Origin of the sequence: Sulfitobacter sp. BSw21498 (assembly GCF_006064855.1) — a bacterium.
Lineage (GTDB): Bacteria > Pseudomonadota > Alphaproteobacteria > Rhodobacterales > Rhodobacteraceae > Sulfitobacter.
In genome coordinates this window covers 1520731-1533326 of sequence record NZ_CP040753.1, presented here as the reverse complement: position 1 = coordinate 1533326, position 12596 = coordinate 1520731, and the positions used below count along the sequence as shown (strand labels likewise).

At 59.3% G+C, this 12596-nt stretch carries 15 protein-coding genes; 4 read left to right on the top strand and 11 right to left on the bottom strand.

Annotated features, from left to right (window positions below; all coding sequences use genetic code 11):
* The 5 genes from E5180_RS07520 to E5180_RS15910 form a co-directional block, all read right to left on the bottom strand.
* Nucleotides 1-693, bottom strand: coding sequence for a DUF1194 domain-containing protein (locus E5180_RS07520; RefSeq protein ID WP_138923834.1), 693 nt, complete (start codon nucleotides 691-693; stop codon nucleotides 1-3).
* The gene (locus E5180_RS07515) at nucleotides 690-1400 is read right to left on the bottom strand and encodes a DUF1194 domain-containing protein (protein WP_138923833.1); all 711 of its coding nucleotides are present in this window, start codon (nucleotides 1398-1400) and stop codon (nucleotides 690-692) included. The genes E5180_RS07520 and E5180_RS07515 overlap by 4 nt, the downstream gene beginning before the upstream one ends.
* A 4-nt stretch (nucleotides 1401-1404) precedes the next feature.
* Nucleotides 1405-1839, bottom strand: a complete 435-nt coding sequence (locus E5180_RS07510) for a VOC family protein (RefSeq protein WP_005852400.1) — start codon at nucleotides 1837-1839, stop codon at nucleotides 1405-1407.
* A gap of 97 nt (nucleotides 1840-1936) precedes the next feature.
* A complete protein-coding gene (locus E5180_RS07505) occupies nucleotides 1937-3310 on the bottom strand; it encodes a surface lipoprotein assembly modifier (protein WP_171048919.1) in 1374 nt (457 codons plus the stop codon).
* Between the two features lie 26 nt (nucleotides 3311-3336).
* Complete coding sequence (locus E5180_RS15910) at nucleotides 3337-4416, bottom strand: hypothetical protein (RefSeq protein ID WP_254700563.1); 1080 nt, start codon at nucleotides 4414-4416, stop codon at nucleotides 3337-3339.
* 209 nt (nucleotides 4417-4625) lie between these two features.
* Between E5180_RS15910 and thyX the strand changes: the two genes are divergently transcribed.
* From thyX to E5180_RS07485, 3 genes are all read left to right on the top strand, one after another.
* The gene (gene thyX / locus E5180_RS07495) at nucleotides 4626-5549 is read left to right on the top strand and encodes an FAD-dependent thymidylate synthase (protein ID WP_138923831.1); all 924 of its coding nucleotides are present in this window, start codon (nucleotides 4626-4628) and stop codon (nucleotides 5547-5549) included.
* Nucleotides 5546-6388 (top strand): abortive infection family protein, encoded by an 843-nt coding sequence (locus E5180_RS07490; protein WP_138923830.1) that lies wholly within the window; start codon nucleotides 5546-5548, stop codon nucleotides 6386-6388. The genes thyX and E5180_RS07490 overlap by 4 nt, the downstream gene beginning before the upstream one ends.
* 346 nt (nucleotides 6389-6734) lie before the next feature.
* Entirely contained in the window at nucleotides 6735-7028 is a 294-nt protein-coding gene (locus E5180_RS07485) for a hypothetical protein (protein ID WP_254700562.1), read from the top strand.
* A gap of 65 nt (nucleotides 7029-7093) precedes the next feature.
* On the opposite strand, the gene E5180_RS07480 is transcribed toward E5180_RS07485, so the two are convergent.
* On the bottom strand, nucleotides 7094-7300 hold the full coding sequence (locus tag E5180_RS07480) for a cold-shock protein (protein WP_138923829.1): 207 nt from the start codon (nucleotides 7298-7300) through the stop codon (nucleotides 7094-7096).
* Between the two features lie 153 nt (nucleotides 7301-7453).
* Here E5180_RS07480 and E5180_RS07475 point away from each other — a divergent pair, with 153 nt between their 5' ends.
* On the top strand, nucleotides 7454-7774 hold the full coding sequence (locus E5180_RS07475; protein WP_138923828.1) for an arsenate reductase family protein: 321 nt from the start codon (nucleotides 7454-7456) through the stop codon (nucleotides 7772-7774).
* Nucleotides 7775-7777: 3 nt separating this feature from the next.
* On the opposite strand, the gene E5180_RS07470 is transcribed toward E5180_RS07475, so the two are convergent.
* The 5 genes from E5180_RS07470 to thrS form a co-directional block, all read right to left on the bottom strand.
* Complete coding sequence (locus E5180_RS07470) at nucleotides 7778-8308, bottom strand: DoxX family protein (RefSeq protein WP_138923827.1); 531 nt, start codon at nucleotides 8306-8308, stop codon at nucleotides 7778-7780.
* Nucleotide 8309: 1 nt separating this feature from the next.
* Nucleotides 8310-9059 (bottom strand): HvfC/BufC N-terminal domain-containing protein, encoded by a 750-nt coding sequence (locus E5180_RS07465; RefSeq protein WP_138923826.1) that lies wholly within the window; start codon nucleotides 9057-9059, stop codon nucleotides 8310-8312.
* Nucleotides 9056-9904 (bottom strand): MNIO family bufferin maturase, encoded by an 849-nt coding sequence (gene bufB, locus E5180_RS07460; protein WP_138923825.1) that lies wholly within the window; start codon nucleotides 9902-9904, stop codon nucleotides 9056-9058. Before bufB ends, E5180_RS07465 begins: the two co-directional genes overlap by 4 nt.
* Before the next feature lie 91 nt (nucleotides 9905-9995).
* Nucleotides 9996-10298, bottom strand: coding sequence for a BufA1 family periplasmic bufferin-type metallophore (locus tag E5180_RS07455; RefSeq protein ID WP_138923824.1), 303 nt, complete (start codon nucleotides 10296-10298; stop codon nucleotides 9996-9998).
* 218 nt (nucleotides 10299-10516) lie between these two features.
* The gene (gene thrS, locus E5180_RS07450; RefSeq protein ID WP_138923823.1) at nucleotides 10517-12466 is read right to left on the bottom strand and encodes a threonine--tRNA ligase; all 1950 of its coding nucleotides are present in this window, start codon (nucleotides 12464-12466) and stop codon (nucleotides 10517-10519) included.
* Nucleotides 12467-12596 lie beyond the last annotated feature (130 nt).

Below are 12596 nucleotides of genomic sequence, written 5' to 3'. Positions count from 1 at the left end.
CTATTCGGCCAGTTGCGCCAGCGATAGCACTGCCAGTTCGCGCAGCAGCTTGGTGGTCATGGCCGATTGATAGGCGTCAAACCCCGCGGCGGGCAGGGCAAAACCTGCGGGGCCGGTGACCACCTCTGCCGCGAAATACGCGGTCAGGGGCGCATCAATCCCCGCCGGGTCAATAACCAGCGCATTCACGGTCACGTCTTTGCCAGCCAACTGCTGTTTCACATCGCGAGGGCGGGGCCCAAGGTTAGAGATGCCATCGCCTGAAATATCCAACGTGTGCTTTAAACAGTTGGGCTGCTGCGCAAGATACGCCGCCCCCGCCGCCATCGCCACGCCAAGCGCGGTCCCGGGCGACGCTGCCGCGCGTTCAACCTGGCGCAACCTGTCAATCACCTCCTGCAAGGCGGCACCATCCGTGATCGACCGCCAGGGTGCGATCACGCGCTGGTCTGTCGGGCCGCTCCATTCATAGACCAGCAGGGACACCGGTGCCTCTGGTGCCGACAGGATCGCCGCGCGCACCAAGGGGTCGTCCAAGGCCCCCGCGACGCCATCCAATTGCAAGTGATACTCTCGTGCATCAACGGACCCCGACACATCCAGCCCCAGCGCCAAAGCCTGCCGACAGTCCGCCAAACCCGCCGACGCCCAAAGCGTTGCGCCGACAGCAGCCACAGCACCGGCGCGGATCATCCCGCGTCCTCGGCTACAGGCAGGCCGCCGATCGCAGGAGGCGTCAGCTCGCGTTCCAGCTTGATCCGCATGGCGCGCTCAAAATCCTCGAACCCGTTGGCGATCACCAAAAACGCGCCGGGCCCGTGCAAAACCTCGCGTTTATAAAAGGCGATCAACCCTGTCTCGGCCTCGAAATCGGCGGCATTTACCACCAATCCGTTCACCGTCACATCGTCAAAATCAAACGACTGATAGGCCAGCTGCGGGCCAAATCCTTCGTTGTTCTGCCCGTCACCCGCCAGATCAATTGTCTTGTATAAACAAAGCGGTGCCTGCGCCATCACCGCCGCGCCAAAGCCCAGCGCATAGCCCATCGCCGTGGGGAAATCATTATGACTGCGCGCGCTGCCCGCCACCACGCCCGCCGCGCGCATCAGATCATCGGGCGTGTTAATCATCCGCCAGTCCAGCACCATTTTCTGGTTATAGCGCCCCGACCATTCATAGACCGCCAGCGCCACCGGCAGATCGCTGGCGAAAAATGCCTGCCGCACCGGGTCGGACAGCAGCGCGGCGGCGGTCCCGCCACGCTGTAAACGGTCCTCGACCGCATCGACCGAACTGGACACGTCCATCGCCAGCACCAGCGCCAGCCTGCACTCCGCCGCCCATAGGGTAGCAGGTGCAAGGCCCAGCGCAGTGGCAAGGAAAGCCGTCCGGATCATCGGTCTACCAGTGGCCGGTATTTTCCATACTGGCCCAGGGTTCCTGCGGCTCAAGCCGGTCACCTTCTTGCAGTAATTCAACCGACACATTGTCGGGAGACCGGATAAACGCCATATACCCGTCGCGCGGAGGCCGGTTGATCGTGATCCCGTTTTCTTGCAGCATTTTGCAAGTTTCGTAAATATTCTCAACGGTATAGGCGAGATGCCCGAAATGGCGGCTGTCGTCCGGCAGCGCATCGTCGCCGTCCCAGTTATACGTCAGTTCCACATCGGCATGGCCGTCGTCCTGCCCGGGAGGGCACATGAAGATCAGCGAAAACCGCCCGTCCTCATTGTCGATCCGGCGCCGCTCTTTCAGGCCCAGCAGCTCATAGAATGCTTGCGATTTCTCCAGATCTTTGACGCGCACCATCGTGTGCAAATATTTGATCGGCATGGGGTCGGCTCCTTTGCTTTCATCTTCGACACGCAGAGTAGCACGGCTGGCAGCAGTTGCCAGCGGGCAGGGGGCCATAGCCTACACAAAACCTTGATCAGAAGGCAGATTTAATGCCGATGCTGATGCCCACACGGTTGATGTCATAAAGGTTGATATTACTGTCCGTACGCGAGGCTTGCAGCGTGGCCGACGGGTTGAACCCGTAATAGTCAAACTGTTGGAACGTCGCGGTGATATCGGCAAAGATGCGTTTATCCTGACGGCCGTCCGCGCTGTGGCGCGATACATCGTAATCACGCACTTCCACGCCCATCCCCAGTTGCAGCGCCGCACCCGCGACCGGCTCGCGGAATACATAGGCACCGCGCACCTCAACCTCGTCATACTCCGAATTTACATCGGGCGAGGTCGCGACCGACGCCCCCAGTGCCAGGTAGGCCAGATCGCCCGAGTTCAGGTTCTGCGTAAACGACCCTGAAATGCTGGTGGTCTCCTGATCGACGGTGCGCTGACCGTCCTGTATCTCGTGTGCCAGTGATAGCATGGCTTTCTGACGTGGCGCGATTTGGTAACTCTGCGAGACACCAGCACGCAGGCGGGATGCGTACTCCGCGCCCCCGTACCAGCTTTGCCCTAGCTGGGCAGAGCTTTGAAACTCCCCGCGTGCGTCCAGATTGATCTGCCGGAACCCATACCCCAGCATCACCGTCCCAAAGGCAAAGTCGCCCCCGTCGACCATCGGCGCATCCGCCTTGGCCCCGTCAGAAAGGGAGAACGTCCGATAGGACAGCCCCAGTGTCAGATCGTGGGCGCTGGTTGACGTCTGGTGAAACCGGTAGCGTGTGTTCAACCCAAACCCGTATTCTATCCCCGACAGCGCCTGCGCACTGCCCGACAGAACATATTCCACCGGCGTGCCAAATAGAATTTCGCTGACCACATAATTCAGTTCGGATGTATCGCGTGCGCTGCCGTTGTTGATGTTGGAATTGGGGGCTAGCGTGAACGACAGCTGGGTATGAAGCGCATTGGTCTGGCGCACGTAGTTATAGTGTTGCTCCACCTGTTTGCGGGCGCGGGGGCCAGGGGCATGCTGTGCTGCCCTGCGCAGCCAGAACTGGGCTCGCGTCTTATGCCCGGCCGACGACAGGCTTTGCGCCATAATCATCGCACTTGCGTATCTTTCACTGTCGCTATCAGACATACGCCACGCCTTGCGCCCCGCGGCAATGGCGTCATCCGTCCGGCCCAGATCGCGCAGCGCACGGGCACGTACCACCTGCGCCTTGAAATCCCCCGCATCGCGCTGCAGCAGCGCATCCGCAAAGCGCAAACCTTGCTGCGTGGCCCCCGTCTCGACGCTGCGGATCGCCGCGTTGCGCAACTGATCGGGGGAGAGCGTGATCTCCGCCCCCGCCCCACCTGTTGCGCAGGCCCAAAGAACCGCCACAGTCGCGGTACGTACCAAACCCTGAAACACCATCCGCACGGCGCTTACGGTGTGACGGGGGTCGGTTCGCGGTAGATGATGAACCCGCTGGTGTCGCGTGCGGTCACGCCTGTCTCCTCGGCCGCGTTCTCAAGCACCAGCACGCCGACGATCTCCTGGCTGTCGTCCCCTGCCATCACGGCATAGTAATTCCCGCTCTCGTAAGCGACTGTTTCCCCGTTGTTGTTGACCAAGCTACTGTTGAGCGTGCCGATGATCTCGCCATTGGCGTCCAGTGCGCCGGGGCCCACCTTGAACAAGGCCGCGGGCAGACGGGCGATCGAAGCGTCGTTCTGCGTGTTGATGTTTGCAACTACATCGTTCGTGACGTCGGTGCCATCGACATCATAGATTCGCCGATCCGACAGCGTTCCGGATACGCCGTCGCCCACTGTTCCGGCACCATCGTTGAAATCGCCAAAGTCCACCTGCACGGTCAAAGTCCCCGTGGTGTACTGCATGCCGCTTTTGCCGTTGAAATCGCGGATGCCGGCGGTGGACCCTGTGTAGATGCCCTGCGCACCATTTGCCGTCTCAAGCGTGACGCCATTGGCACGTTTGTAGATGAACCCGCCAAAACCGTAGTTCTGGTATTGCCCTGTGCGCACGATCGCGAACTGGGTCTTTGGCGTGCCGCTGGCGTCGACGTTCTTGCTGACACCATAGATCGCGCGGTGGGTGAACTGGTTGATCGGCTGGCCCGTTTGGCTATCAGACACGACCTCCGCGCCTTCATATACTGCAAACGGCCCAAGACTGCTGACCAAAGCGCCGCGCGTGTAAACGTTGTCGCCGTCAAAGGCGAGCCCATCAATCGTGAACGTATCGTCCTGCGCGTTATAGGCGAAATCCTTGGCTTCGCCGTTGCCGTTGTCATCCTCGGGCTCTGACCGGCGGATGCTGTCGTTGGGGGTAGGGGATGCCGTCCCGGGCGGAAGCCCTTCACGCGACAATGTGGCCCCGTCGTCTTCCCCCGTGCTCCCGTCCGTGCCCGTATCGACGTCTACCTTGCCGTTAAACGGCGTGCCGTTGCCGCATGCTGCAATAAATACGCACAGCGCCAGCGCTGATGTCCCGAATTTCATAACTGTCTGCCTCGAAAATTTCTTGTTTATTGCCGCGACAGTCGCCAATCCCGCGCCCGTCTGTCAACGCTACACCGCACCCGACGCGTATTTGCCGGCAAAGTGCATCCCAAAAACAATACCGCATACGGCGGTTCCTGTGCCTTGCTGCATTGCTGCCCCGGATATAGTAAACTCCGAATCCAAGCCCATATGACAGGACGCCCCCCATGCCGATCAGCCCCGACCAACAAGCCGAAATCGACGCCCTGCGGGCGGAGCCGAAACAGACCCTGCGTGCCGTCTCCGAAGGCATGGAGGCGCATCTCTACAAGGCCATTCCCGTGCTCGACCACGGCTTTGTGCGCGTCATCGACTATATGGGCAACGACGAAGCGATCTGTCAGGCGGCCCGCGTCAGCTATGGCCGTGGCACGAAATCGGTCCAAAACGACGAAGGCCTGATCCGCTACCTGATGCGCCACTGGCACTCCACCCCCTTCGAGATGTGCGAGATCAAGCTCCACGTCAAACTGCCCGTCTTTGTCGCGCGCCAGTGGATCCGTCACCGGACCGCCAACGTCAACGAATACTCCGCCCGCTATTCGATCCTTGACCGCGAATTCTACATCCCCGAACCTGCCCATGTGAACGCGCAAAGCGTGGTGAACAATCAAGGCCGCGGTGGCGTGCTCGAAGGGGCAGAGGCCGCCCGCGTGCTCGAGACCCTCAAATCCGACAGCAACCGCGCCTATGACAACTACGAGGCGATGATTGCCGAAACCGGCCCCGACGGCGAACCCCAGGACGGTCTGGCGCGAGAGCTGGCGCGGATGAACCTGCCCTCAAACATCTACACGCAATGGTACTGGAAGGTGGACCTGCACAACCTGTTCCACTTCCTGCGTCTGCGCGCCGACGCCCACGCCCAATACGAAATCCGCGTCTATGCCGATGCCATCTGCAACGTCGTCGCCGACTGGGTCCCCGCCGCCTACCGCGCCTTCGAGGATTACCGTCTAGGTGGCGCAACTATGTCCAATACAGCTCTTGAGTGTATCCGCCGGATGGTCAAAGGTGAGGACGTCACGCAGGAGACCTCTGGCATGAGCAAGGGGGAATGGCGGGAGTTTAAGGGAGTGATTGATGGGTGAAGATAGGTAGTAAAGCGATTGAATTTTTGGTCGGTATTATTTCTGGGGACTCGCAGGTCTCTGAATATCGTTCTGGCCCGCAGCTAGTAAATTTCTTCAACGGCCATGGCGAGATGGACCTGTACGGTGCAGGGTTTCCGTCTCGACATATTTTCGTGCGGGAAAAGCTGCTTGCAATGAACGGACAACATCGGCTGAAAGATGTGATCGAGGAAGCATTTAACGCGCTAGACGAAGATGAAAATCACGCCGAAAATATTGCTTTTCAGTTTTCCAAAATTTTAGCTCAGGACGGCTACAAACTGAATAAAGATTACCGACCTGGCTTCTATGACGGAAACGATCACGTCCCTGGGCCAATCTTCTTTCAGGTCGTGCCAAACAAGTTAGTGTTTGGTAATTCACCAACAAAGTTGCTGTTAACTCATCCGATCCTTGAAGAGAGAGTGACCAAAGCGAGGGCACGAATAGAGTCTAATGATTTCGATGGTGCAATTACGATTTGCTACACTGTTATTGAAGGGTTTCTGAAACTCTCGCTCGAAAAGCAGGGCGTGGAATTCAAGGACACTGAAGGTGATATCAAGAAACTCTATAAGGCCTTGGCTATAGCATCGAACATGGACCAATCATCTACGACTGAGGATTCTTTAAGGCCTCTTCTAAATGGCCTTTCTACTCTGGTTACCGGATTTTACGAAATAGCGAATAAATCAGGCGACCGCCATGTTGCTAGGCATAAGCCTGTAAGACGGCATGCGGTACTAGTGGTAAACCTTACCTTTGCATTTTGCGATTTCCTGATAGATTCATTTAGTGAGAGACAAATCCGAAACTGACCCATGCCCAATCTCCGATTGGGCAGCGCCCGAACCGCCCCCACGGGGCGGGCGCTTTGCTTCCCGCCCCTCGGTTCGGGCGCGGCGGTTCCAATCTAGGTCAACTCATTCATCCCCAGCAATATGCGCGGCATTCCGCGTTCGCTACCCCACCGCACGCACCCATAACAAAAAATAAACAAACAATAACAATAGGTTAAGTTACCCATGGGTAACCCGAGTCCCGACGGCGGCGCAAATCCCGCCCCGCCAATCCCGCCAGCCTCCAGCCCCAAAAGGCGAAAAAGCTAGACTTGGCGCTTTAGTCTGGGCAAATTAAAGGGAATTGAAAAGAACGGGGGATACGATGCGTCTGACAACAGGAATGATCGCCGGATTGGGTTTGATGGGCGCAGTTTTGCTGCCCGCGCAGGTCTCGGCAGAGCCCAATATCTACGCCTATCCGTCCTCCGCCAACTTCTGCCCCGTAGGGCTTCAGCCGGTCACGATCTCCGGCGTGATCTGCTGCGGCACGCCGAACACGGCCACCAGCTATCAGCAGATGATGTCGCACCCCGCGCCGAAAAAGCACAAGGTCCGCCACTATCACCCGCGCCGCGCCAGCTATGCGTGCGTGCCGGGCGAAAAGGGCTGCCGCTAAGCCGCAGCCCCGTTTGATGCCGAATAACCACCAGAAAATCCGGCGCCCCTCTGGCATCGGGTTTTTTACAGCAGTTCCAGCTCCGTCGCCATCTGACGCCCGTCGCGCCCCTCGGACATTTCGAAAGACACTTTTTGATCGTCCGCCAGACCGGTCAGACCGGACTGTTCCACTGCCGAAATATGAACAAAAATATCCGTCCCGCCGCTCTCTGGCGCGATAAATCCGTATCCTTTGGTGGTGTTAAACCATTTGACTGTACCCGTAGGCATATCTCAACGCTCCTCATTACTCACTGTCGCAGGCCCGAAAATTGCTTTCGCCGCCCCATGCGGTAAAAGGTTGTTCGCCCGTGGCGAAAATCAAGAAATTTTGCAGCGCACGATTATCCTAGGACATATGAAACCCGAAAAAGTGAGACGAGAATGCTGATCTACGGTCTGAAAAACTGCGATACCTGCCGCAAGGCGATCAAGGCGCTGCCCGACGCGCAGCTGGTCGATGTCCGCCAAGACGGTGTCCCCGCCGAGGTGCTGGCCCGCGCTCATGCCCGCTTTGGCGCAGCACTGGTGAACACGCGTTCCACCACATGGCGTGGTCTGGACGATGCCGAACGCGCCTCCGATCCGCTTGAACTTTTGGTCGCCCATCCCGCGTTGATGAAACGCCCGCTGATCGCCGCGGGGGAGGATCTTTTCCTCGGCTGGAATGACACGACCCAAGCCGAGGTCAAAGCCGCGCAGTAATGCTCAGCGGCGGCGCGCCAGCAAAATACGGTCCAGCGCCACCGGCCCGCCGCCCTTGACCACCAGCACCACCAACAACAGCACCCAAAGCGCGCGCTGGTCCAGAATGGTCCCGTCCGGCAGGCGGTCAAACCACTGGCCAAGCGCGCTCCATTGTTGGTGACCGTAAAGATCCGTGAGCGATTGCAGGACTACAAACCCCACCATCCCCAAGGCCGCAAGCCGCGTGAACAGCCCCACCACGATCAACGCCGGCAGCACAAATTCCGCCATCGTCCCCGCATAGGCCACCAGCCCGTGCAGCGGCGAAAGCGCTGTCGCGTCATAGCCTGCCGCCTCGAACGCGCGGGGGAAAATCTGGACATAGGCACCGGTGCTCAGCGTCACCAACCCGTCGAGTTTGGTGAGGCCAGAGGCAAAGAAATATTGCATCAGTACAGCAGCAAATAGAAACCGTGCAAGCGTCGGCAGCAGCCAGTCCTGCGCTGAAATCCAGTGGGTGGCGCGGTCATAAAGGGTGAGGGTCTTCAGCATCTTATCCGCCGTTCTTTGCGCAAAATGCGCCAGTTGCAAAGCACAGCCCTAAGGCCGCACCAAGATCGAAATCAGGCACGAGCGCCAGCGTGGTGTCATGGGCCTGGTCGAGTGTTGCGCCTTCGGCCAATGCGGCGAACCAATTGCCGCCGCCGGGGGGCAACAGATGCGGGGCGGGGTCAAACTCGGGGCGGGTTATCAACACGTCTTGGGCCAGCATTTGCGGCTTGGGGGCATCGGCCTGCATGTTGAACCGCCAGATATCGAAAAGCGGCCAGCTTGACCGCAGCAAAACCGTCGCAGGGGCGGGGATGAGCTGTGTTTGCATCATCTCTTCTGGCGTAAGCTGCTGGAACGTTTCGAGATCAAAGGGCGCACTGTCGGCTGCGTGGTAGGATCGGCGCAGGGCAAGGTCGAGGCGGGCGCAGTCGGGCAGGTAGCCCATTTTTGACAATTGCGGTTGTGCGGCGAGAAAGTCAGGAAAATCAGCGCCATAATGCATCATCAACGGAGAGCTCGGCGGGTGCGCACGGACGTAGCCAGGGGCCAACCGGTCGAAATTCTGCGTGCCTAATACTTTGAGCACCAAGGGAAAAGCGCTGTGCAGTGCTGCAATTAAGGAATGGGTCACGTTGTTACGGTAGACGTCATAGCGCGTGTCCGCCGGTGCGCCAGCGGCACCGCGCAGCCCTTCAGGGCGGTCCTGTGTCGGGTCGAGTAAGGGCGCGCGAAATCGGCGAAGCGTGGTCATCGCGCCAACACATCTGCGGCCCGCACGGCCTCTGCGCGCAGGGTGGGCCAGTCGGGCACGTCGTTGTCCCATTCCACCAGCACCGGCTTGGGGCCCGTGCGATCCAGCGTATAGGCCAGCAAATCCCAGACGGGATCGACAACGGGGCGACTGTGGCTGTCGATCAAAAGCGGCTGGTTGAACCCAACGCTGTCTTCTTCGTGGCCGCCGACGTGAAGCTCGCCCACGGCGTCAACCGGATAGGCGTCGATGTAGTCGCGGGGCGCGAGACCAAGGTTTTGGGCCGAAATGAACACATTGTTGACATCCAGCAATAGACCGCAGGATGTTCGGTGGGTAACTTCTGATAAAAAGTCGCATTCAGACAAGGTGGATTCATCAAAGGCGAGGTAGCTGGAGGGATTTTCCAGCAGCATTTGACGCCCGATTGTGTCCTGAACCTGTTTGATATGGTCAGCTACGCGGGACAGGGTGGATTCCGTATAGGGGAGGGGCAGCAGGTCGTTCAGAAACTCGCTGTCATGGGTGGACCAGGCCAGATGTTCGGAAAAACTGGCGGGCTTTGCCCCGTCACACAGCTTTTTCAGACGGGCCAGATGGTCACGATCCAGTGGCATTTCGCCACCGATGCTGAGGCCGACACCGTGAACCGACAGGGCGAATTTTTCGGACAGCGCGCGCAGCTGCGCAAGGGGGCGGCCGCCGTCGCCCATGTAATTCTCTGCATGGATTTCGACCCATTCTACCGGACCAGGATCGTCTTGCAGGTCTTTGAAATGCTGGGGTTTATATCCTACGCCCGGACTGGCGGGCAAGGTGGCAAAACGGGCGGTTCCGTCTGGCATGGGAGGCTCCCTATCCGAGGGGTCGCGTAAGGGGCCTGCGCAGCCGGATGCTCCGTGCTGCACAGGCGAGGGGTTTAAGCCGCAAGGGGCCTTAGGCTGGCATGTCGCGGTCCAGCGCTTCGAGCGAGCCCATACGTGCGGAGCCGTCGGTCATTTCGGGCAGCTCCATCTCTGCGCAGGTGCCTGCGTCAACCAGCGTCCAGGCGTTGCCCTGGTAATCGGTGACGGATGTGCCGGCGCATGTGGTGCCGGGGCCTGCTGCGCAATCATTCTGACCGGCAAGCGCCACGCCGTAGCATTTTTCCTTGGATGCCGCGCTTGCTGTGGTGGCATGTGCGGACATGGCTGCGGCGACAGCGCCGGCAACGGCGAGCGTTTTCATCGTGTTGGACATTGATGTTTCCTCCTGATTGGGTTGCGTGTCGATACAGCCATTAAAGCCAGGCGGGTGCGACAAATCTACTCACATCGCAGTGTGTCACGCGGGCGTCAGGAAATCGCCGGTTTTTTTGTAACAATTCGCGCGATTACCCTCTGGGGGGCGAAATATTGAAACATAGTGACATCTTCGGGGCGCAAGATGATTGCGCCCCGAGAGGTTTGTTACAGGTTTCAGCCGCGCAGATCGGGCGGTGTGGCTTCGATGCCAAGCGCATCTGCCACGTCCGATAGCGCCTGAACGGAGGTTTGCTTTTCGCCCAGACGACGCACCGAAACGGTTTTCTCTTCGACCTCACGGCCGCCAACGGCAAGGATCACCGGCACTTTGCCAACCGAATGTTCACGGACCTTGTAGTTGATCTTTTCGTTGCGGACATCCGCCTCGGCGCGGACGCCTTGTGCCTTAAGAGTGGCGACGACCTCGTGGACGTAGTCATCGGCCTCTGAGGTGATGGCGGCCACGACAACCTGACGCGGGGCCAGCCAGAAGGGCAGCTTGCCTGCGTGTTCTTCGATCAGGATGCCGATGAAACGTTCGAACGATCCCAATGTCGCGCGGTGCAGCATGACGGGGCGGTGTTTCGCGCCATCCGATCCGATATAGGTCGCATCAAGCCGTTCTGGCAGCACAAAATCCACCTGATGGGTGCCACATTGCCAGTCGCGGCCAATGGCATCGGTCAGCACAAATTCCAGTTTCGGACCATAGAACGCGCCTTCGCCGGGGTTGAGCGTTGGTTCGATGCCAGCCGCGCGGGTGGCAGAGAGCAACGCGGCCTCGGCCTTGTCCCAGACTTCATCCGAGCCGGCGCGTTTTTCAGGCCTGTCCGAGAATTTGACGCTGAAGTTTTCGAACCCGAGGTCTTTGTAGATGCCCGACAGGAATTCGATGAATTTCGCGGTTTCGGCTTCGATCTGGTCTTCGGCGCAGAAGATGTGGCCGTCGTCCTGGGTAAAGCCGCGCACCCGCATGATGCCGTGCAGCGCGCCCGAGGGTTCATAGCGGTTGCAGGACCCGAATTCGGCCATGCGCAGGGGCAGGTCGCGGTAGGATTTCAAACCTTGGTTAAAGATTTGCACGTGGCAGGGGCAGTTCATCGGTTTCAGCGCGTTGACCGATTTTTCGCGGGCGTGTTCCTCGTCCACTTCGACGATGAACATGTGGTCTTGGTATTTCTCCCAGTGGCCGGAGGCTTCCCAGAGTTTACGGTCCACGACCTGCGGTGTGTTCACCTCGACATAGCCGCCGGCGCGTTGTTTGCGGCGCATGTAGTCCTGAAGCTCGGTATAGATGTGCCAGCCGTTGGGGTGCCAGAAGATCTGGCCCGGCGCTTCTTCTTGCATGTGGAACAGGTCCATCTCGCGGCCCAGCTTGCGGTGGTCGCGTTTGGCGGCCTCTTCGAGCATGTTCAGGTGCGCTTTCAGCTTTTCTTTGCCGGTGAAGGCCACGCCGTAAATCCGTTGCAGCATCGCGCGGTCGCTGTCGCCGCGCCAGTAAGCGCCCGCAATCGACATCAGTTTGAACGCGTCGCCGGGGACTTGGCCGGTGTGTTGCAGGTGCGGGCCACGGCAGAGGTCCTGCCAGTCGCCGTGCCAGTACATGCGCAGCGGCTCGTCGCCGGGAATGCTGTTGATCAGCTCGACCTTATAGGGTTCGTTCAGGTCTTCGTAATGCTTGATCGCGCGGGCGCGGTCCCAGACTTCGGTGCGCACGGGGTCACGCTTGTTGATGATTTCCTTCATCTTCTTTTCGATGAGGCCAAGGTCTTCGGGGGTGAAAGATTCCTTGCGGTCGAAATCATAGTACCAGCCGTCTTTGATGACGGGGCCGATGGTGACTTTTGTATCTGGCCACAGGTCCTGCACGGCGCGGGCCATGATGTGGGCAAGGTCGTGGCGTACCAGCTCGTTCGCTTGTGCTTCGTCAGCCATGGTGTGGATCGCGATGTCGGCATCTGCGTTGATCGGCCAGGCCAGATCAAAATGCGCACCGTCCACGGTGGCGCTGATCGCTTTTTTGCCAAGCGATTTGGAGATGTCGTTCGCGACGTCGCCCGCAGTGATACCTGCGTCGTACTGACGTGCGTTGCCATCGGGAAGGGTGAGGGTGATCTGGGCCATTCGGGCCTCCTCGTCGGTTTGGCGCCTACGAGACGCCCGGTTGCGGGTTATATGCGTTCGGCCTGTTTGGCGTCGGTGGTCTGGGTTGTCAATATCGCGGTGGGGTCAGCGGTGCCGGCGCATGAAACGC